This window comes from Vreelandella subterranea, assembly GCF_900111305.1.
GTDB lineage: Bacteria > Pseudomonadota > Gammaproteobacteria > Pseudomonadales > Halomonadaceae > Vreelandella > Vreelandella subterranea.
Genome location: NZ_FOGS01000006.1, coordinates 13,064 through 31,974 on the forward strand (window position 1 = coordinate 13,064; position 18,911 = coordinate 31,974).

The following is an 18,911-nucleotide window of genomic DNA, read 5'->3' on the forward strand; positions in this document are numbered from 1 at the left end:
TTTGTTTTGATGACCGTATCTTGATAATCGGGTCTAGGAGGGGAGCATTAAATCTAGATGTTAGAACTTAAACGTGTGGCGCAAGCTGTTTGATAATCGATTTATACAGACGCGGCCCCGCCGCCAACAGCTGACTTTCGGCTTTCACGTTGGGTTGCCCGTCCGGGGTGCCCATCAATGCACCCGCTTCTTTCAATAAAAGGCTGCCCACTTGAAGATCCTGCTCTTCAAGGCCCAGCACAAAGGCACTGTCGACCCGTCCAGTCGCCAACTCGCAGATATCCAAGAGTCCACTGCCTGTGGCTACCAGGGTGTCTATCTGGGGAGCCAACTGCTGGGTAATGGTCAGATAGGCAGGTAAATGACGGGGGCGTAGCCATGCTTCTGGGAGGCTCATCGCCAGACGGGTCGCGCTGATCGCCTTGGCTTGGCTAACCCGCATACGCTTACCGTTATGCTGGGCACCGCGGCCGCGGCTGGCGATGTACTCGTCATCGGCAAAGGGGGCGATAATCACCGCATGCTCGGGACGCCCTTTAATCAAACACACCACTGACAGCGCAAAGCCCTTACCCGCCACGGCCAGGTTGGAGTAGCCGTGCAACGGCTCAATTTTCCAGACGATATCTTCGCTTTCATCCTGCCCGGGCTTGAAGGCCGTGTAACGACCGATCACGCCGTGCTGGGGATAGCCACGCTCCAGCTGCTGAACAATCGTACCTTCGGCTTTACGCGCCGTGTCTTCGAGCAACTTGTCGAGGTTGAATTCGTCGTGGGCATTTTCAATGCGCTCACGCACCTTCAAAAAATGCTCAACAGCGCTACGCGCCGCGCGCAGCGTAAATTGGACCATCGGATTCATGGTTGGGCCTTGTCACAGTGATGTTAAAGAACGTTAGGCGTAGACATCGCCTTTGGCGCGCAATTCTAGCAGACCGCTATCGGGCACGCTATCGACTCATGCTAAACTGAGCCTTTTCCGCTTTCAGGGGTCGGGTCCTATCATGCTTGAGCGTGTCCGCATTGTACTTATTGGCACCAGCCATCCTGGCAATATCGGGGGGGTGGCCCGCGCCATGCATAATATGGGGCTCGCCGACCTGGCACTGGTGGCGCCGCGCTGCGACATCATCACCCAAGACAGCATTTCCCGCGCCTCGGGGGCCGACCACCTGCTCCACAGCGCCCAGGTATTCGCCAGCATTGAAGACGCCGTGGCGGACTGTACGCTGGCAGTGGGCGCCAGCGCCCGGTCCCGTACCCTGCCATGGCCCATGCTATCCCCACGCGAACTGGCTGATCGTCTGCCTGCTGAATGCCAGCCGGCCGACTCTCGCGTAGCGCTGGTCTTTGGCCGCGAGGACAGCGGCCTGACCAATGCCGAGCTGCAGCGCTGCCATGCACACGTGCATATCCCCACCAATGCCGATTTCAGCTCGCTCAACCTGGCGGCCGCCGTTCAGGTGCTCGCCTACGAATGCCGCATGGCCTGGCTGTCTCAAGCCAGCCATGAACCCAGCGCCAGCGGACCAGCCGCTACTGTTCAACCGGTCACGGTGTCCCAGGCAGACGATGATCTCGCGTCCCATGCGGCCCTTGAAAACTATTTCGAGCACCTGGAACGCGTGCTGATCACCATCAGGTTCCATGACCCCGAGAAGCCCCGCCAGCTCATGGCGCGCCTGCGGCGTCTTTATCTTCGCGCCCGTCCTGAACAGATGGAAATGAATATCCTACGCGGGATTTTATCCGCCACTGAAAAGGCGACGCAGCACAAGCAACCCCGTGAGTGAGGCGCTAGACTTGAAGAGAGCGCCAAGTGCCCCCAATATCAGACGTCTAATGCGCTTGATTACCCTGCGATGCGGGTCAAAACCGCCCGGTGACAAATCGAACTGCCAACGCCCAAGGGATCCCCATGTTTCAACGCCTGCGTGAAGATATTAACAGCGTCTTTGAGCGCGACCCGGCCGCCCGCAACTTTCTTGAGGTACTGACCAACTACCCTGGGCTTCATGCGCTGCTGCTGCATCGTTGCAGTCACTGGCTGTGGCAAAAAAACCTCAAGTGGCTATCGCGCTCGATGTCGACATTCGGTCGCTGGCTGACGGGCATCGAAATCCATCCCGGCGCGACCATCGGGCGGCGGTTTTTTATTGACCACGGCATGGGCGTGGTGATTGGCGAGACCGCCATCGTGGGCAATGACGTGACGCTCTATCAGGGCGTCACCCTGGGGGGCACCAGCTGGCACAAGGGCAAACGCCACCCGACGCTGGGCGATGGCGTGATTGTCGGCGCAGGTGCCAAAATCCTCGGCCCCTTTACCGTCGGTGCGGGGGCTAAAATCGGCTCCAATGCCGTGGTCACCAAGGAAGTGCCGGCCGGGGCGACGGTGGTCGGCATTCCGGGCAAGGTGGTGAAGCGTGCCGACCCGGATGTGGAAGAAGCCCTCGACGTCGACCCGGCTCGCCGCGAGGCCATCTGCCAGAAATTTGGTTTTGATGCCTACGGCGTGAGCGAGGACATGCCCGACCCGGTTGCCCGCTCCATGCAGGCCATGCTGGATCACATGCACGCCGTGGACGAACGCATCGAACGTATGTGCTCGACGCTTCGCAAACTGGATGCCAGCTATCGCGACGGTCAGTTGCCAGCGCTGCGCGACGAGGATTTCGCCGACATTCTGGATGAGGCAGACGGTGCCTGCTCAGGTTTAGGCAAGCGTACCTCTCCGGCGGCCTCAACCGAGCAGGATGCCTCATCGGGTAATGGTTGACCAAAGCACTCGGGCTTTCCCATAATGGCGGAACATTTGCCGTTAGCGCTGAGCCACCGGCGTCGAGGTACCTGTCATGCGTTTGACTACCAAAGGGCGTTACGCTGTAACCGCCATGCTGGACTTGGCACTCAATGCCCAGCATGGGCCCACCAGCCTTAGCGATATTTCACAACGTCAGGAAATATCGCTGTCGTATCTTGAGCAGCTGTTTGCCCTGCTGCGCCGTTACGGGCTGGTGAATAGCGTGCGCGGGCCGGGTGGCGGTTATCTCCTCGCCCACGCGCCTGACAGCATCAGCGTTTCCCAGGTGATTGACGCGGTTAACGAGACCGTTGACGCCACACGCTGCCAGGGGCTTTCAGACTGCCAGCAGGGGGATACCTGCCTGACACACCATTTATGGTGTGATCTATCGGCGCAGATACGCCATTTTCTCAACGACGTCACGCTGGCTCAATTGATGCAGCGACCTGATGTAATGCAGATCGCCGAACGCCAGCAGCAACGGGTCGCAGCGGGTATTCTTGCTTCGTCAACTTGATAATCAAGCGACCTCTTTCCACCACAGGTACATGACCACGATGACTGCTGCTTCGCTTCCCATCTACCTTGATTATGCCGCCACGACGCCGGTCGACCAGCGCGTGGCCGAGGTGATGCAGCGCTACCTGACCGTGGATCAGCTGTTTGCCAACCCCGCTTCGCGCAGCCACATGCTCGGCTGGCAGGCGGAGCAGGCCGTGGAGCAGGCACGTCGCCAGGTGGCCGATACGATCGGCGCCGACCCACGTGAAATCGTCTGGACCAGCGGTGCTACAGAGGCCGACAACCTGGCACTGATAGGCTTCATGCGCGCCAATCGCGAACGCGGCCTGCACCTTGTGACGTCAACCATTGAACACAAGGCGATTGTCGACACCGCCCGGGCGCTTGAACACGAGGGCTTTGAGGTTAGCTGGCTTTCTCCGGGTCCGGACGGTTGCATCCAGCCCGATCAACTGCGGGAGGCCATGCGGGATGACACCGCGCTGGTCTCACTGATGGCGGTCAACAACGAGCTCGGCAGCATCAACGACATCGCTGCCCTGGCCGCCGTGGCCCATGAGTTTGGCGCGGTTTTCCATTGCGATGCCGCCCAGGCCGTCGGCCGCATCGAGCTCTCGGTAGCCGCCCAGCAGGTGGACCTGATGTCACTGTCAGGCCACAAGGCCTACGGACCGAAGGGGGTGGGGGCGCTCTACGTGAAACGCCACCCGGATATCCGCCTCGAAGCGCTGATTCACGGCGGCGGCCACGAGCGGGGCATGCGCTCCGGCACCCTGCCCACGCATCAAATTGCCGGCATGGGCGAAGCCTTTAACCTGATACAGCAGCAACAGGCTGCAGATCAGGCGCATATCACCCAGTTGCAGCAACGCTTTTTAAAAGGCCTGGAGGGGCTGGACGGTGTCTATGCCAATACCCCTATTTCCCGGGCAGTCCCCAACATCTTGAACCTCGCCTTTGAAGGCGTGGAGGGTGAATCGCTACTCATGGGGCTGCGCGACGTCGCCGTCTCTACCGGTTCTGCGTGCAACTCTGCCAGCGTAGATCCATCATACGTATTACTTGGCATTGGCGTACCACGACGTCTTGCCCTCTCGTCGATTCGTTTCAGCTTCGGACGCTTTACCACCGAGGCTGACATCGACCACGCCATAACGCTCATCCGCCACGCGGTGAGCGGGCTGCGCGCTTAGCAGCGCTAAGCGGCTGACTACATACAGGAGGACGCCTCAATGGCCACACTCAACATTACACCAGCTGCCGCCCAGCAGATCCAACAAGTGCTCGACGAACGCGGTCAAGGCCTGGGCCTGCGCGTTTCCGTCAAGCCCAGCGGCTGCTCGGGCTATAGCTACGTACTGGACTTCGCCGACCAGGTGAACGACGAGGACGTTCGCTTTGAAGCCAATGGGGCGAGCGTTTACGTTGCCCCGGACGCCGTGGAGATGCTCGACGGCAGTGAAGTCGATTACGTAAACGAAGGGCTGAATCGCTTTTTCCGTTTCAATAACCCCAACGTAAAAGACGAATGCGGCTGCGGCGAAAGCTTTACCGTCTAGTGCGCGTTACAGGCTCATGGCAGGGCGGTATTCATCCCCCGGCTTAAGCGCTATAATCGCGCCACTCGTTAGCCAAGATGGCTGACGGCACCTTTTTTGTACCGCCCCGGTCCACCGGGGCGGCAATCTTTTTCATCCTTTCAGGAGACGCTGAACATGGCAACTGAACGCACGCTATCCATCATCAAGCCCGACGCCGTAGCCAAAAACGCCATTGGCGAGATCATCGCCCGTTTTGAAAACGCCGGGCTGCGCGTGGTCGCCGCGAAAATGCTGCACCTGTCTGAAGAAAAAGCTGGCGGCTTTTACGCTGAACATAAAGAGCGTCCGTTCTTCAAGGACCTGGTCGGTTTCATGACCTCAGGCCCGGTTGTCGTGCAAGTGCTTGAGGGCGAAGGTGCGATTGCCAAAAATCGCGACCTGATGGGGGCCACCAACCCCAAGGAAGCCGCCGCTGGCACAATTCGCGCCGATTTTGCGGAAACAATCGACGCCAACGCTGTCCATGGCTCTGACTCTGTGGAAAGCGCCGAGCGCGAAATCAACTACTTCTTCAGCAACGACGAAATCTGCCCGCGCTAACCTCGAAGGTAGCGCCGCCGTTTCAACGTCTGTTGCCGGCCATTTACGCGGGGGCCTCTCGCCCCCGCCATTTCCCTATACGCTGACCGCCATGACCACCACCGTAGCCCAACATACGCCTAGCTCTGCCCCCCAACAAACGCCCAGCGCGCAAGCGACGCCCGAGCGTCAAAACCTGTTGGGCATGTCGCGTGAGCAAATGGCGGCCTTTTTTGTCTCTATCGGCGAAAAGAAATTCCGTGCCGCCCAGGTGATGAAGTGGATTCACATCGAAGGGTGCGACGACTTCTCGGCGATGACCAACCTGTCAAAACCGCTGCGGGAAAAGCTCGCCCAGGTAGCGGAGATCCGCGGTCCGGGGGTGATCTACGAGGGCACCTCGAGCGATGGTACGCGCAAGTGGGTGCTGGAAGTGGAGGACGGCAGCTACGTCGAGACCGTACTGATCCCCGCCGAGAACGGCAAGCGCCGCACACTGTGCGTCTCGTCGCAGGTCGGCTGCTCGCTGGACTGCAGTTTCTGTTCCACCGGCAAGCAAGGCTTTCAGCGTAACCTCACCGCCGCTGAAATCATCGGCCAGGTCTGGGTCGCCCAGCGTAGCGTCGGGCCACGCCGGGACACCGCCAATCGGCCGGTGACCAATGTGGTCATGATGGGCATGGGCGAGCCGCTACTCAACTACGACAACGTCGTGTCGGCCATGAAACTCATGCTCGACGACGACGGTTATGGCCTGTCCAAGCGTCGGGTAACGCTCTCCACCTCGGGCGTGGTCCCCATGCTGGACAAACTCGGCGACGAGCTCGACGTCAGCCTGGCGGTGTCGCTTCACGCCGCCAACGATGAGCTGCGCAACGAACTCGTGCCGCTGAATCGCAAGTACAATATCCGGTCATTGATGGATGCCTGTCACCGCTATTTGGCCAAATGCCCCGAAAACCGGCTGGTGACCATCGAATATACCCTGATCAAAGACGTCAATGATCAGCAAGAGCACGCCGAGCAGTTAGCAGCGCTGCTTGACGAGCTACCCTGTAAAATCAACTTGATTCCGTTCAACCCGTTCCCCCACTCCGGGTATGAAACACCATCGCGGAACCAGACGATGCGTTTCCAGCAGTGGCTGCACGACTTAGGCTACACTGCTCCCATTCGCTCGACGCGCGGCGACGATATTGATGCCGCCTGCGGACAGCTTGTCGGTCGGGTGAAGGATCGCACCAAACGCAGTGCCCGCTATATCCAATCGATTCAACTGGATGCTGACTAATGAGACGTCTTCTTGACTTCCGGTTGACACAGCGCTTTGATGGACACGGTTTAATTTAGCGATACCTCTTTTTACTGTTACCTTGCGAGGATCTACATGATGTGTCACCGCAGGCTTTACCACCCATCTCGGGTGCCCTTGCTCGCCGCGCTGGTCGGCAGCATGTGGCTAGCCGGCTGTGCCTCTTCCTCCAATGTACCTTCCTCGCCGTCAACACCCGAGGCCGCCTCTGCCTATACTCAGCTGGGCGTTGCCTACCTGGAGCGCGACAACCTGCCAAGAGCCCTCAATGCCCTGGACCGAGCGCTCGGGATCGCCCCCGACAACGCAGAAGCGCTGCAGGCCATCGCGCTGGTCTACCAGCGCCAAGGCGAAAGCAACCTGGCTGACCAGCACTTCCAGCGGGCGATAGAGACGGCACCTGATTTTACCCGGGCGCGTAACAATTACGCCGCGTTTCTTTACCAAGAGGGGCAAGTGGAAGCCGCCTGCAACCAGCTGGAAGTCGCTTCCCGGGATGCCCAGTACGATAATCGCACCCAGCTTTTTGCCAACTTGGGGCAATGCTATATGGCCCTGGGCGAAACAGAATTAGCGCGCGAGCAGTTTAGACGCGCGCAACAAATCGACCCGCGCAACCCACGCGGTTATTTAATGTTAGCTGAACTCGAATATTCACAGGGCAATTACGCCGAGGCATGGTCACCGCTGCAAATGCACCTGCAGCTTGCCGGGCCGAGCCAGGAGGCGCTGACGCTGGCCATTGATATTGCGGAAGCCCGAGGCGATCGCGCCGCTGTGGCCGACTATCAACGTCAGTTGAGAGCCAATTGAGCGATGGATGCCCTGATCACCGATTATTTAATGAAGGATGCTCAGCCATGAGCGAGACACTGTCACAAGCGAGCGATACCCCAGACGTTAATGACTCCCCCGGCGAGCTGCTGGCCCGCCGACGTAAACAACTCGACATCAACCTGAACGATGCCGCTCGGGCGCTGAACCTGCGCCCTGCCGTCGTGGATGGTCTCGAGCGCGATGATTACAGCGAAATCCCGGTGGTGACCTATCGCCGCGGTTATCTGCGCGCCTATGCCAAGTATCTTGACCTTGATGAGCGACAGATACTTGAAGCTTACCGGGCACGCTTTGGCGAAGCCGATGTTGAGCGCAAAGTCACGCCGGTCGCCGTCACCAAGCCGCCCTCACGCCTGGGCGCCTGGTTGTTCAAGCTGGTCACGTTGTTGGTCATCGTGGCGTTGATTGCCGTTACCGTCATGTGGTGGCAGAGCCGCGGGGGGAGCGAGCTCCCCGACCTGGATTCATCGTCATCAATGGACGCACCCGCAGAGCAGGATCAGGCAGGGGATTTATCCAGCGAGCCCACGCAGACTGAACCGGCTGTTTCGTCCAGCGAACCCGAAGAAGAAGCACCGACATTTGACGACCTGGTCGCTGAAGATGACACCAGCACAGCAGAGAGCAATCTTGCCGCTGAAAGCACCGCAGACGATACCAGCGAAACCAGTAACGATACCTCCTCAACCGAGCCTGACCCTGCATCGCTGGCCGATGGCGATGAGGCGACTCAGGCCAACAATCTGGCAACAACGGATAGCGAGGATGATGACAGCAGCAACGATGACGGCAGCAACGACGCCAACCCTAACCTTCTGACGCTGACCTTCAACGAACAGTCATGGACCGAAATTATCGATGCTGACAACCAGCGCGTGCTGGTAGGACTTCAAGAACCTGGCACGTCTGCCAGTGTCGAAGGTCAGCCACCGTTCCGGCTCACAGTGGGCAACGTCACTGGCGTTGAAATGCGCTATCAAGGCGAAGACGTCGACTTGACCTCGCGCGCAGGCGCCAACAACGTGGCTCGCTTCACTCTGGGAGAGTAACCGACTTATGCACGCTCATTCGCCCATCAAGCGCCGGGCTTCGCGCCAAATCCATGTGGGGAACGTTGCCGTTGGCGGAGATGCGCCCATCGCCGTTCAGAGCATGACCAACACGGACACACTGGACGTCGAGGCGACCGTTGCGCAAATAGCCCAGTTGGAGAAAGCCGGGGCTGATATCGTTCGCGTGTCAGTGCCCGACATGGACGCTGCCGAGGCCTTTGGCAAAATCAAGCGCCAGGCCAACGTGCCGCTGGTCGCCGACATCCACTTTGACTATAAAATCGCCCTGCGCGTGGCCGAGCTGGGCGTTGACTGCCTGCGCATCAATCCTGGCAACATTGGTCGGGAAGACCGCGTCCGCGCGGTGGTCAGCGCGGCTCGCGAGCACGGCATTCCCCTCCGTATCGGCGTGAACGCGGGGTCTCTCGAGAAAGACCTGCAGAAGAAATACGGCGAACCGACACCGGCAGCCCTGGTCGAATCGGCGATGCGCCATATCGACTACCTGGATCGCCTGGATTTCCCCGACTTCAAGGTCAGCGTCAAGGCCTCGGACGTGTTCATGGCCGTGGCCGCCTACCGCGACCTGGCAACGCGCATTGAACAGCCGCTACATCTGGGCATTACCGAAGCCGGCGGACTACGCTCCGGTACGGTCAAATCCTCCATTGGCCTTGGCATGCTGCTGATGGATGGCATTGGCGATACGATTCGCGTCTCGCTCGCGGCTGACCCGGTGGAGGAAATCAAGGTCGGCTACGACATGCTGAAGAGCCTCAAGCTGCGCTCCAAAGGCATCAACTTTATTGCCTGCCCAAGCTGCTCGCGGCAGAATTTCGATGTCATCAGCACCATGAACCAGCTTGAAGAACGGCTGGAAGACGTCATGACACCGCTTGACGTGTCGGTCATTGGCTGTGTCGTCAACGGGCCTGGCGAAGCCAAGGAAACCGACATTGGCCTGACCGGCGGCAGCCCCGCCAATCTGGTGTATATCGACGGCAAGCCGTCCAGCAAATTGCGCAACGACCACCTTGTCGATGACTTGGAGCGGCTGATCCGCGACAAAGTACGTGAAAAACAGCAGCAGGAAGACAACACGATCGCCCGCAGCGTTTAAGCACGACGCGGGATAGCCGACCCAGGGAGTTTGCCTTGAGCAAGTCTGTAGCAAAAAAAATTCAAGCCATTCGAGGCATGAACGATCTATTGCCCAGCGAGAGCCCTCGCTGGCAATTTTTTGAAGGAATAGTCCGCCAGTTGATGCAGCGTTACGGTTTTGCGGAAATCCGCACGCCGATCGTCGAGCAGACGGCGCTGTTTGCACGCTCCATCGGCGAAGTCACCGACATTGTCGAAAAGGAGATGTATACCTTCGAAGACCGAAACGGAGACAGCCTTACCCTGCGTCCCGAAGGTACCGCCAGCTGCGTACGCGCGGCCATGGAAAACGGGCTTCTGTACAACCAGACCCAGCGGTTGTGGTACCAGGGGCCGATGTTTCGCCATGAGCGGCCCCAGAAGGGCCGCTACCGCCAGTTTCACCAGGTCGGTATCGAGGCTTACGGTTTTGAAGGCCCGGACATTGATGCCGAAGTGATTCTGCTCTCTGCTCGGCTGTGGAAAGAGCTGGGGCTGATGGAGCATGTCACCCTCGAGCTTAACTCGCTGGGCTCAAGCGAAGCCCGCGCGGCTTACCGCGACAAGCTGGTCGCCTATTTCGAGCAGCACCGCGACGTCCTCGACGAGGACGCCAAGCGGCGGCTGACCAGCAATCCGCTGCGCATTCTCGACTCCAAGAACCCTGCCATGGCGGAGATGCTCGACGGCGCACCACGCTTACTGGATAACCTCGACGAGCCCTCGCAGGCCCACTTTGAGCAGCTAAAAGCCATGCTCGACGCGGCGGGTATTGCCTATGTCATCAACCCGCGGCTGGTTCGCGGTCTCGACTACTACTCGCGCACCGTCTTTGAGTGGACCACGACAGCGCTGGGCAGCCAGGGCACCGTATGCGCTGGCGGCCGCTACGACGGCCTCGTCGAGCAGTTGGGCGGCAAACCCACTCCAGGAGTTGGTTTTGCCATGGGTGTTGAACGCCTGATCCTGCTGCTCGAGACCCTTGATTTAATCCCCGACGAAGCGGGCAGCGACGTGTATTTGCTGGCGATGGACGATACCGCGACGGTCGCCGCGATCACCCTGGCCGAGCAGCTTCGCAGTGAACTGCCCTGGCTTCGCCTGCAACTGCATTGCGGCGGCGGCAGTTTCAAGAGCCGCATGAAAAAAGCCGATAAAAGCGGTGCCGCGTATGCCCTTCTGCTTGGCGAAGACGAAATAGCCGAGCACACCGTCACGCTCAAGGCCCTGCGCGACGACCAGGCACAGCAACGCGTTCCCCAGGCAATGCTGGCCCACACGCTCAGCGAGCGGCTGCCCAACACACCATAAACGGGTGGCAGGCATGGCCTGCCTCTCAACCCATCATGACCGTTGCCGTAAGCGGCGGTTATTGCTGAATAGGAGACCGCCCGTGGCGGATAGAAGCGAAGACGAACAGCTGGACGTGATCAAGCGCTGGTGGAAAGAAAACGGCACGTCGCTGATCGCTGGCGCTGCACTGGCGGCAGCCGGCGTATTCGGCTGGAACGCCTGGCAGGATTATCAAGCCGACAAAGCCGAGGCGGCCTCAGTACGCTATCAGCAGTTGGTTAGCCTCGCCGTCGGCAATGAGCTCGTAGGCGACCAGCTCAGCGAAGCCCGTGAGATGGTCGACGAGATTGTCAGTGAGCACGACAGCACCCTGTACGCTGAGTTGGCCTTGCTGCTTGATGCCCGCCTGGCTGTCCAGCAGGATGATCTTGACAGCGCCGTAGCGTCGCTTACCCAGGTGGCCGAATCCTCTTCGCGGCGCTATGTACAAAGCCTTGCCTGGCTGCGGTTAGCGCGTCTTGCCATTGCCAACGAGGACCCCGAACGCGCGCTCGAATTACTCGATGAACCGATTACCGAATCCCTGGCAGCCCAGCAAGCCAACGTGCGAGGCGACGCTCACATGGCACTTGGCCAGCACGACCAGGCTCGCAACGCCTGGCAGGATGCTCTCGAGCTGGCGCAGCAGCAAGGCCAGCCGTTATACGGCGTGCAGTTCAAGCTTGACGATCTCGGCGCTGAGGAGACAGCTCAATGAAATCCCGGTTTTCAACATCAATGTTTTCAACACCTGCATTCTCGAAACGCACTTTTTCAACCCCCGTCATGCGTGCGGCCCTGGGCGCCGCTGCACTGGCCCTGCTGGCTGGCTGCGCGAGCAAAAGCGAACCCGCTTACACGCCCAAAGAACTTCAAAGCTTCGAAGCAAGCTCAAGCCTTGAAACCCGCTGGCAACAGGACGTAGGCGACGGCCTTGGCCGCGCGCGTTACCCCATTGCGCCAGCGCGCGAAGGCGATAACGTCTTCGCCGCCGACGCGCAGGGCGTGGTGATGTCGTTTGCCGCTGACAACGGCCAGGAGCGCTGGGAAGTCGACCTGGACACGCCCATCTCCAGTGCCCTGACCGCGATTGCCGGTCAGGTATATCTGGGCACGCGCAACGGCGAAGTCATTTCTCTGAACCAGAGCGACGGCAGCGTTAACTGGCGCTCTAGGGTCTCAAGCGAAGTGCTGGCAGCCCCCCAGGCCAACCCGGAACTGTTGGTCGTGCAAAGCATCGACGGCCGGGTGACCGCCCTTGACCGCGCAAGCGGTGACGAGCGCTGGGTATTTTCCAGTTCACTGCCATCACTGACGCTGCGTGGCACCGGCACGCCTCTGGTGATCGAGCCGGTCAGCTTTGTCGGCCTGGCCAACGGTCGGTTGACGACGATCGACAATCGCAACGGCCAGCCATTGTGGGATATGCAAATCGCCACGCCGCAAGGTCGGAGCGAAGTCGAGCGCCTTGTCGACCTTGCGGGCCAGCCGATTCTCAGTCGGGAAGGCCGCCTGTTCGTGACCAGCTATAACGGCCAGGTAGCGGCACTGGAGGCAACCCGTGGCAGCATCATTTGGGAGCGCGAGCTCTCCAGCCGCCACACGCCCTTACTGGTGGGTGATCTGCTGTTCGTGGTTACCGACAACAGCCATGTCGTGGCGCTTGATAGCAACAACGGCCAGGAAGTCTGGCGGAACGATGCCCTGGAAGATCGCTGGCTGACGGCCCCCGCCTTCGCCGACGGGCGTTTGGTGATGGGTGACTTTGAAGGCTATGTGCACCTGATCGACGCCCGCGAAGGTGACCTGGTGGGTCGCACCCGGGTCGACAGCTCGGGCATTAGCGTCCCGGCGGTTACTGAAGGCGACGTGATTCACGTGCTGGCCAATGACGGACATTTTGAAACGCTGGAAGTCTCTCCATGACACCTGTGATTGCGCTAGTTGGCCGCCCTAACGTGGGCAAGTCGACGCTGTTTAACCGCCTTACCCGCTCGCGGGATGCGCTGGTCGCCGACTTTCCTGGCCTGACCCGTGATCGCAAGTATGGCAACGGCATGCTGGGCAATAAAGCCTATACGGTGATCGATACCGGCGGCATCAGCGGCGACGAACAAGGCATCGATGCGGCCATGGCGGAGCAATCGCTGGCCGCCATCGACGAAGCGGATATCGTGCTGTTCATGGTCGATGCGCGGGCCGGGTTGAACATGGCCGATGAGGCCATTGCCAATCACCTGCGGGTCAACCAGAAGAAAACCTGGCTGGTGGTCAACAAGACCGATGGGTTGGAAGAGCACTCGGCCATGGGCGATTTCTGGTCGCTTGGCCTGGGTGACCCATGGCCGATTGCGGCGGCTCACGGTCGCAACGTCTCGACCCTGATGGATACGGTGCTCGAGCCCTTCCCCGAACGCGATGCCGACATACCCGCCGACACCGGCACCAAGGGCATTCGTATCGGCGTGATCGGGCGGCCCAATGTGGGAAAATCGACCCTGGTCAACCGCCTGCTGGGCGAAGAGCGTGTGGTCGTCTTCGATGAAGCCGGTACCACGCGTGACGCCATCGAGATTCCTTTCGAGCGCCGCGGCAAGCCTTATGTACTGGTTGATACCGCCGGGGTCCGGCGACGCAAGAACGTCAGTGAAGTGGCCGAAAAGTTTTCCATCATCAAGACCCTGGACGCCATTAAGGAATGCCATGTGGCGGTAATGGTGCTGGATGCGCGCAGTGGGCTGGTCGAGCAGGACCTGCACCTGCTCGATTACGTGCTTACCTCCGGCCGTGCCCTGGTGCTGGCCGTCAATAAATGGGACGGACTGGAAAGCGAAGCCAAGGACAAGATGCGTAACGAGATCAAGCGCCGCCTGGGCTTTGCCGACTATGCCGAGATGCACTTTATCTCGGCGCTGCACGGCACGGCGGTAGGCGATCTCTATCCGTCGATCGAACGTGCCTTCAATGCCGCCAACGCCCACTGGTCCACCAATCGCCTGACCACGCTGCTTCAGGATGCCGTCAGCCAGCACCCGCCACCGATGATTCACGGACGACGCATCAAGCTGCGCATGGCCCACCAGGGCGGCAGCAATCCACCGATCATCGTCGTTCACGGCAATCAGACCGAGGCACTGCCGGACGCCTACCGCCGCTACCTGACGAACACCTTCCGCAAGGTGTTGAAAGTGCGCGGCACGCCCATGCGCTTCGAGTTTCGCTCCGGCAACAATCCCTTCGATCACATGGCAGGCGCCAGCGACAAGGAAAAAGCCAAAAAGCGCGAGCTCAACCGTACCAAAGAGGCACGCAAAAGCCGTCGTTGAGCGTTTTCCCGCCCGTCAGGAAGCTGCTCACTGACTAACGCCTGCGAGGCAAAACCCGCAGGCGTTTTTTGGTGTCCGAAAGGTAACAATTTCGCTTGACAGAACGTCGTCCTGGGCCTCAAATAGCGGCGCTTTCAGCCCCACCTTCATTTAACGTTGGCACTTTCTCAAAAGGGACTGCTATGACCCGCATCATGCGCCGCTGGCGTTGGCTGACCGTTTTTGGCCTGGCCAGCCTGCTCACGGGCTGTCTCGCCCTGCCCCAAACCGGCCTGTTTGCCTTTCGTTTGGCGGTCACCTCACTGGGGGTCGAGGATGTTCGCATTGGTCCTTACCGTATCAATGCAGGCCTGGACACAAGCGATTTAACCAGCCTGATCGCTTCCAGCCTTGGCGCCGGTAGCCTGCCCGTTCAGGCGACCATTGCCATGGGGCTGGGCCTGCCTGCGGGCATGCCCCCGGTGGAGATGTCGGGCTTTCGCTGGATGCTCGACATGCCTGGCGTTGATCCTGTACAGGGAAACTATGAGCAGGACGTCACGCTAACCTCTGGCGACGATGCCAATTTACGCCTGCCGGTTGCCTTTGATGTCCTCGCCACCGACACCCAACGCATGGCGCCCATGCTGGAGCTTGCCAGCCAGTTGGCCACCCAGGGAGAGCTACCGCCCGGCAGTCAACTGGCCATCACGCCAGGGGATCTGCGCGGTTTAGGCATGCGGCTTCCTGCTGGTTTGCTGACACCCACCATTCGCCTCAACGTGGGCGCCGATGGGCAGTTGGTACCACAAGGCTAAGTGCCGTCAGCCAACCCTTTGCGGCCTACCCAGTGGGCCGCAAACTGCCAGGCGGTGCGGCCGCTGCGCCCGCCTCGCAGGGTCGCAAAGCGCAGCGCTTCGGCACGCGCCTCATCATCCCAACTGACGTTCTCGCTGCTCACCCGCGCGACCCAATGAGCGCACACGTCCAGATAGGTTGCCTGGTTAAAGGGATGAAAGCTGAGCCATAGCCCAAAGCGGTCCGACAGCGAGATTTTCTCTTCCACCGCATCGCCATGGTGCAATTCCTCACCTACCAGCTGCGAGCCGCTGTTGTCGTCCATCGATTCGGGCAGCAAATGACGACGGTTCGAGGTGGCATACAGCAATACGTTTTCCGGCGGGCCGGTGAGCGCCCCATCGAGTACGCTCTTGAGCGCCTTGTAGGCATCGTCGTTGCCCTCGAAAGAGAGGTCGTCACAGTACACGACGAAACGTTGTGGCTGATGACGCAGCTGTTCGACCAGTACCGGCAAGCTGGCGAGTTCATGGCGGTCAATCTGAACCAGGCGTAGCCCCTCACCTGCCAGTGCGTTAAGCAGCGCGCGTACCACCGACGACTTGCCGCTGCCTCGCGCGCCCCACAGTAGCGCGTGGTTGGCAGGCAAGCCTTGTAAAAACGCCCGGGTATTATCCACCAGCGCCTGCTTTTGCCGCTCAATGCCCAGCAGGTCGTCCAGCGTTAACGCGTCCCTTGGCGGCACCGCCACCAGACGCCCGCCCAGTGGGTGACGCTGCCACAGTGCGGCGACTTCCGTCTGCCAGTTAACCGGTTCGGCCGCAGGTGGTAACCAATGATCCAGTCGATCGAGTAAACGGGTTAAACGCTGGCTTAATTCGGCATCCATAACGACTCTCTTGGTGAATTATTCGCATGAGGATTGATTTACCCTGTACAGCCGTTATCTTGGGGCAAGGAATTCACTTTCACAAAAGGAAATACGCCATGCGCTGGTTTCGCCCTCTTGCCATTACGGCCCTATGCGTTGCGGTTGCGGCCTGTTCGACCTCGCCTACCGGGCGCTCACAGCTGTTGTTGTTATCCGACAACGAACTCAACAACATGGGTAGCCAGGCTTTCAACCAGTATCAGCAGGAATTGCCCAGCGCCGATCAGGCGAGTCAACGCTACGCTCAGTGCATTGCCGATGCCATTGTCGCGGAACTCCCGCAGGACCAGCAGCAGCTGGATTGGCAAATCCGTGTCTTCGAGGCTGAAGAACCCAACGCCTTTGCCCTGCCCGGCGGCTACATGGGCTTACATACCGGCATGCTGGATATCGCCACCAATCAGGATCAGGTGGCGTCGGTGGTCGCCCACGAAATCGGCCATGTGCTCGCCAAGCACTCCAATGAGCGGGCCTCGACTCAAAGCGCCACCCAGTTGGGGCTTTCCGTCATTTCCAGCGCTTCCGGCCTTCAAGGCGCAGGTGGTGAGCAGCTGATGGGCGTTCTCGGCATGGGGGCGCAATACGGCATCATGCTGCCCTTCTCGCGGCGTCATGAAAGCGAAGCGGATACCATTGGCCTGGATCTGATGGCCCGGGCCGGGTTTGATCCCCGCGAGAGCATCGCCCTTTGGCAAAACATGCAGCAGGCATCGGGCGGCGGCGCACCGCCGGTATGGATGTCGACCCACCCAAGCCAGGGGCAGCGGATTGAGGGGCTGCAAGCGAACATGAGCGGTGCCATGGCCATCTTTGAACAGGCGCGCAACAGCGGGCGCACGCCCAACTGCCCACGCCCGTAACGAACCACCGCCGCTGCCTTCCGGCAGCGGCGGCTCATCGGGGTTACTCCCGTGGGTGAACGCGAAAAGTCGTTACTTAGCCATATTCCGCTAGCACAGGTCAGCCAGTCCTAGTTCAGCTAGCCGTCGTTCAGCTGCCATAGTTCAGCGACTGGCGCAGCCGCGCCCGAACCGGCGCTGTATCAGGGCGCTGGTTGCGCCAGAGGTAAAACGATTCTGCCGCCTGCTCGACCAGCATGCCCAGCCCATCCAGCAGCTTCGCCCCGCGGGGCCCGGCCCACGTTAAAAACACCGTCGGCTCGACACCGTACATCATGTCGTAGGCCCAGGCGCCGTTGGCAAAGAGGTCATCGGGCAACGGCGGCAGGTCGCCCGAGAGGCTGGCACTGGTGCCATTGATGACCACGTCGAACTTACCGTCCAGGCTGTCGAAACCGCCGCCCTTGATCGTCCCCAAGTCGGCAAAATCCTCGCCCAGCTGCCGGGCTTTTTCCGCCGTGCGATTGACCACGACCACTTCGCTGGGCTGCTCGCCCAGCAGGGGTTCCAGAATACCGCGCACGGCGCCCCCCGCACCGACTATCAAGACACGCTTTCCAGCCAGCGCCACACGGTGATAAGCCAGATCGCGTACCAGGCCAACGCCATCGGTGGTATCCCCGTAGGTGCGGCCATTACCGCCCAGAATCAGCGTATTCACCGCCCCCGCCCGTCGGGCACGGTGGCTCAGCGTATCACACAGCTCGAAAGCATCCGCCTTGAATGGCACGGTCACGTTGGCACCTCGCCCACCCTCGGCGCAAAACGCCTGCCACGCTGCCGCCAGCTCGCCTATTGGCGGTTCTATGGCGGTGTAGTCGATGTCCTGCCCGGTTTGACCGGCAAAGTCGGCGTGAATCATGGGCGATTTGGAATGGCCAACGGGATTGCCGAAGACGGCGTAACGATCGGTCATAGAACCTCCTCGCCACGCGTTGCGGCGGCTTCGCCGAGCCAGTCGCGGGGCACAAGATACGCATTGAGCTGCGCCTCGGGGCTATCGTTCTCCGGCGTGAACGCATATTCCCAGCGGGCCAGGGGCGGCATCGACATCAGAATGGACTCGGTACGCCCGCCGCTTTGCAGGCCAAACAGCGTCCCTCTATCCCATACCAGGTTGAACTCGACATAGCGGCCGCGTCGATAAAGCTGGAATTGACGCTGCCGCTCATTCCAGGCATCGCCACGGCGTCGCTCGACAATCGGCAGGTAGGCCTCCAGAAAGCTGTCACCGACGGCGCGTTGAAAAGCGAAGCAGTCTTCAAAACTGCCGTCGTTGAGATCATCGAAGAACAAGCCGCCCACTCCCCGGGTTTCCTCACGGTGCTTGAGATAGAAGTACTCGTCGCACCAGGCCTTGTAACGCGCGTAAACGTCGTCGCCAAAGGGCGCGCAGGCCGCGCTGGCTACCTTGTGCCAGTGCACCACATCGTCGAACACCGGGTAGAAGGGCGTTAGGTCATAGCCGCCACCAAACCACCAGACTGGCGGCTCGCCCTCTTTTTCGGCGATAAAGAAGCGTACGTTGCCATGGCTGGTGGGCACATGGGGATTTTCCGGATGCAGTACCCAGGAAACCCCGACCGCGTGAAAACTGCGCCCGGCAAGCTCCGGCCGTGCGGCCGTGGCGGAGGGCGGCAACTGGGTGCCGAACACATGGGAGAAATTGACGCCGCCTTTTTCAAACACGCCGCCATTTTCGATCACCCGTGAGCGGCCACCGCCGCCTTCTTCACGGTCCCATTCGTCCTGCCTGAAGCTTGCCTGTCCGTCAGCGCTTGCCAGCCCCTCGCAAAGGCGTTCCTGCAGGTCCAGCAGGTAGTTCTTGACGGTATCCAGATGTTCGTGCGCCACGTC

Annotated in this window: 20 protein-coding genes; 16 read left to right on the forward strand and 4 right to left on the reverse strand. The window is 60.2% G+C overall.

Annotation, left to right across the window (positions count from 1 at the left end; translation table 11 throughout):
- Positions 1-67 precede the first annotated feature (67 nt).
- On the reverse strand, positions 68-862 hold the full coding sequence (locus tag BMX75_RS09700; protein ID WP_092827462.1) for an inositol monophosphatase family protein: 795 nt from the start codon (positions 860-862) through the stop codon (positions 68-70).
- Positions 863-1,004: 142 nt separating this feature from the next.
- Between BMX75_RS09700 and BMX75_RS09705 the strand changes: the two genes are divergently transcribed.
- The 15 genes from BMX75_RS09705 (at position 1,005) to BMX75_RS09775 (ending at position 15,244) form a co-directional block, all read left to right on the forward strand.
- A complete protein-coding gene (locus BMX75_RS09705) occupies positions 1,005-1,793 on the forward strand; it encodes an RNA methyltransferase (RefSeq protein WP_092827464.1) in 789 nt (262 codons plus the stop codon).
- Positions 1,794-1,918: 125 nt separating this feature from the next.
- Positions 1,919-2,779, forward strand: coding sequence for a serine O-acetyltransferase (cysE, locus tag BMX75_RS09710; RefSeq protein WP_092827466.1), 861 nt, complete (start codon positions 1,919-1,921; stop codon positions 2,777-2,779).
- Positions 2,780-2,855: 76 nt separating this feature from the next.
- Complete coding sequence (gene iscR, locus BMX75_RS09715; RefSeq protein ID WP_092827468.1) at positions 2,856-3,323, forward strand: Fe-S cluster assembly transcriptional regulator IscR; 468 nt, start codon at positions 2,856-2,858, stop codon at positions 3,321-3,323.
- 40 nt (positions 3,324-3,363) lie between these two features.
- Positions 3,364-4,521, forward strand: coding sequence for an IscS subfamily cysteine desulfurase (locus tag BMX75_RS09720; RefSeq protein WP_092827470.1), 1,158 nt, complete (start codon positions 3,364-3,366; stop codon positions 4,519-4,521).
- A 39-nt stretch (positions 4,522-4,560) separates the two neighbouring features.
- Positions 4,561-4,887, forward strand: coding sequence for a HesB/IscA family protein (locus BMX75_RS09725; RefSeq protein WP_085918432.1), 327 nt, complete (start codon positions 4,561-4,563; stop codon positions 4,885-4,887).
- Between the two features lie 156 nt (positions 4,888-5,043).
- Positions 5,044-5,469 carry a nucleoside-diphosphate kinase gene (ndk, locus tag BMX75_RS09730; RefSeq protein WP_066321880.1) on the forward strand — a complete coding sequence of 142 codons (426 nt, stop codon included), beginning with the start codon at positions 5,044-5,046 and terminating at the stop codon, positions 5,467-5,469.
- A 91-nt stretch (positions 5,470-5,560) separates the two neighbouring features.
- Positions 5,561-6,739: a dual-specificity RNA methyltransferase RlmN gene (rlmN, locus tag BMX75_RS09735; RefSeq protein WP_092827472.1), complete on the forward strand. Its 1,179-nt coding sequence runs from the start codon at positions 5,561-5,563 to the stop codon at positions 6,737-6,739.
- 96 nt (positions 6,740-6,835) lie between these two features.
- Positions 6,836-7,573, forward strand: a complete 738-nt coding sequence (gene pilW / locus BMX75_RS09740) for a type IV pilus biogenesis/stability protein PilW (protein ID WP_092827474.1) — start codon at positions 6,836-6,838, stop codon at positions 7,571-7,573.
- Positions 7,574-7,620: 47 nt separating this feature from the next.
- Positions 7,621-8,646, forward strand: a complete 1,026-nt coding sequence (locus BMX75_RS09745; RefSeq protein WP_092827476.1) for a RodZ domain-containing protein — start codon at positions 7,621-7,623, stop codon at positions 8,644-8,646.
- Positions 8,647-8,653: 7 nt separating this feature from the next.
- Complete coding sequence (gene ispG / locus BMX75_RS09750) at positions 8,654-9,769, forward strand: flavodoxin-dependent (E)-4-hydroxy-3-methylbut-2-enyl-diphosphate synthase (RefSeq protein WP_066321885.1); 1,116 nt, start codon at positions 8,654-8,656, stop codon at positions 9,767-9,769.
- 35 nt (positions 9,770-9,804) lie between these two features.
- On the forward strand, positions 9,805-11,100 hold the full coding sequence (gene hisS / locus BMX75_RS09755) for a histidine--tRNA ligase (protein WP_092827478.1): 1,296 nt from the start codon (positions 9,805-9,807) through the stop codon (positions 11,098-11,100).
- An 82-nt stretch (positions 11,101-11,182) separates the two neighbouring features.
- The gene (locus tag BMX75_RS09760) at positions 11,183-11,839 is read left to right on the forward strand and encodes a YfgM family protein (RefSeq protein ID WP_092827480.1); all 657 of its coding nucleotides are present in this window, start codon (positions 11,183-11,185) and stop codon (positions 11,837-11,839) included.
- Positions 11,840-11,907: 68 nt separating this feature from the next.
- Positions 11,908-13,047 carry an outer membrane protein assembly factor BamB gene (gene bamB / locus BMX75_RS09765; protein ID WP_245748491.1) on the forward strand — a complete coding sequence of 380 codons (1,140 nt, stop codon included), beginning with the start codon at positions 11,908-11,910 and terminating at the stop codon, positions 13,045-13,047.
- Complete coding sequence (der, locus tag BMX75_RS09770; protein WP_066321888.1) at positions 13,044-14,447, forward strand: ribosome biogenesis GTPase Der; 1,404 nt, start codon at positions 13,044-13,046, stop codon at positions 14,445-14,447. The genes bamB and der overlap by 4 nt, the downstream gene beginning before the upstream one ends.
- A gap of 182 nt (positions 14,448-14,629) precedes the next feature.
- On the forward strand, positions 14,630-15,244 hold the full coding sequence (locus BMX75_RS09775; RefSeq protein WP_092827482.1) for a hypothetical protein: 615 nt from the start codon (positions 14,630-14,632) through the stop codon (positions 15,242-15,244).
- Here BMX75_RS09775 and BMX75_RS09780 read toward each other — a convergent pair.
- Positions 15,241-16,113, reverse strand: coding sequence for an ATP-binding protein (locus BMX75_RS09780; RefSeq protein WP_092827484.1), 873 nt, complete (start codon positions 16,111-16,113; stop codon positions 15,241-15,243). The two genes, BMX75_RS09775 and BMX75_RS09780, sit on opposite strands and share 4 nt — an antisense overlap.
- 98 nt (positions 16,114-16,211) lie before the next feature.
- Here BMX75_RS09780 and BMX75_RS09785 point away from each other — a divergent pair, with 98 nt between their 5' ends.
- Positions 16,212-17,015: a M48 family metallopeptidase gene (locus BMX75_RS09785; protein ID WP_092827486.1), complete on the forward strand. Its 804-nt coding sequence runs from the start codon at positions 16,212-16,214 to the stop codon at positions 17,013-17,015.
- Between the two features lie 130 nt (positions 17,016-17,145).
- Here BMX75_RS09785 and aroE read toward each other — a convergent pair whose 3' ends face one another.
- Both aroE and hemF read right to left on the reverse strand, forming a co-directional pair.
- The gene (gene aroE / locus BMX75_RS09790; protein WP_092827488.1) at positions 17,146-17,970 is read right to left on the reverse strand and encodes a shikimate dehydrogenase; all 825 of its coding nucleotides are present in this window, start codon (positions 17,968-17,970) and stop codon (positions 17,146-17,148) included.
- Entirely contained in the window at positions 17,967-18,908 is a 942-nt protein-coding gene (gene hemF / locus BMX75_RS09795; RefSeq protein WP_092827490.1) for an oxygen-dependent coproporphyrinogen oxidase, read from the reverse strand. The genes aroE and hemF overlap by 4 nt, the downstream gene beginning before the upstream one ends.
- Positions 18,909-18,911: the final 3 nt, after the last annotated feature.

Coding starts and splice junctions, on each gene's coding strand:
- BMX75_RS09745 (WP_092827476.1), top strand. CDS start 7,621: ATGAGCGAGACACTGTCACAAGCGAGCGATACCCCAGACGTTAATGAC.
- BMX75_RS09705 (WP_092827464.1), top strand. CDS start 1,005: ATGCTTGAGCGTGTCCGCATTGTACTTATTGGCACCAGCCATCCTGGC.
- bamB (WP_245748491.1), top strand. CDS start 11,908: ATGCGTGCGGCCCTGGGCGCCGCTGCACTGGCCCTGCTGGCTGGCTGC.
- pilW (WP_092827474.1), top strand. CDS start 6,836: ATGATGTGTCACCGCAGGCTTTACCACCCATCTCGGGTGCCCTTGCTC.
- BMX75_RS09725 (WP_085918432.1), top strand. CDS start 4,561: ATGGCCACACTCAACATTACACCAGCTGCCGCCCAGCAGATCCAACAA.
- ndk (WP_066321880.1), top strand. CDS start 5,044: ATGGCAACTGAACGCACGCTATCCATCATCAAGCCCGACGCCGTAGCC.
- rlmN (WP_092827472.1), top strand. CDS start 5,561: ATGACCACCACCGTAGCCCAACATACGCCTAGCTCTGCCCCCCAACAA.
- BMX75_RS09720 (WP_092827470.1), top strand. CDS start 3,364: ATGACTGCTGCTTCGCTTCCCATCTACCTTGATTATGCCGCCACGACG.
- iscR (WP_092827468.1), top strand. CDS start 2,856: ATGCGTTTGACTACCAAAGGGCGTTACGCTGTAACCGCCATGCTGGAC.
- ispG (WP_066321885.1), top strand. CDS start 8,654: ATGCACGCTCATTCGCCCATCAAGCGCCGGGCTTCGCGCCAAATCCAT.
- aroE (WP_092827488.1), bottom strand. CDS start 17,970: ATGACCGATCGTTACGCCGTCTTCGGCAATCCCGTTGGCCATTCCAAA.
- cysE (WP_092827466.1), top strand. CDS start 1,919: ATGTTTCAACGCCTGCGTGAAGATATTAACAGCGTCTTTGAGCGCGAC.
- der (WP_066321888.1), top strand. CDS start 13,044: ATGACACCTGTGATTGCGCTAGTTGGCCGCCCTAACGTGGGCAAGTCG.
- BMX75_RS09775 (WP_092827482.1), top strand. CDS start 14,630: ATGACCCGCATCATGCGCCGCTGGCGTTGGCTGACCGTTTTTGGCCTG.
- BMX75_RS09785 (WP_092827486.1), top strand. CDS start 16,212: ATGCGCTGGTTTCGCCCTCTTGCCATTACGGCCCTATGCGTTGCGGTT.
- BMX75_RS09780 (WP_092827484.1), bottom strand. CDS start 16,113: ATGGATGCCGAATTAAGCCAGCGTTTAACCCGTTTACTCGATCGACTG.
- BMX75_RS09700 (WP_092827462.1), bottom strand. CDS start 862: ATGAATCCGATGGTCCAATTTACGCTGCGCGCGGCGCGTAGCGCTGTT.